At 30.3% G+C, this 267-nt stretch carries 1 protein-coding gene; it reads left to right on the top strand.

The window, feature by feature from the left end; genetic code table 11:
- Positions 1–267, top strand: a 267-nt coding sequence (locus NG904_RS17015; RefSeq protein WP_286674383.1) for a phosphoribosyltransferase family protein, incomplete at both ends; no start/stop codon positions are given.

Below are 267 nucleotides of genomic sequence, written 5' to 3'. Positions count from 1 at the left end.
ATTAGATGATAAAGCTATAAAAAGAACATTGATTAGAATTTCTCATGAAATAATTGAAAGAAATAAAGGAATAGAAGATATAGTCCTTATTGGTATAAAAAGAAGGGGATATCCATTAGCACAGAGAATAGCAGAACATATTGAAGGCATTGAAGGTAGTAAAGTAGACGTTGGATATGTTGATATAACTTTGTATAGAGATGACCTTACTATAGTTGAAAAGGACCCTACAGTTAAGAGCATAGACATAGAAACAACTATAAAGGA

It is taken from the genome of Clostridium sp. ZBS15, assembly GCF_023845705.1.
Taxonomy (GTDB): domain Bacteria; phylum Bacillota; class Clostridia; order Clostridiales; family Clostridiaceae; genus Clostridium; species Clostridium aquiflavi.
This window is presented reverse-complemented; position numbering and strand designations above follow the sequence as displayed.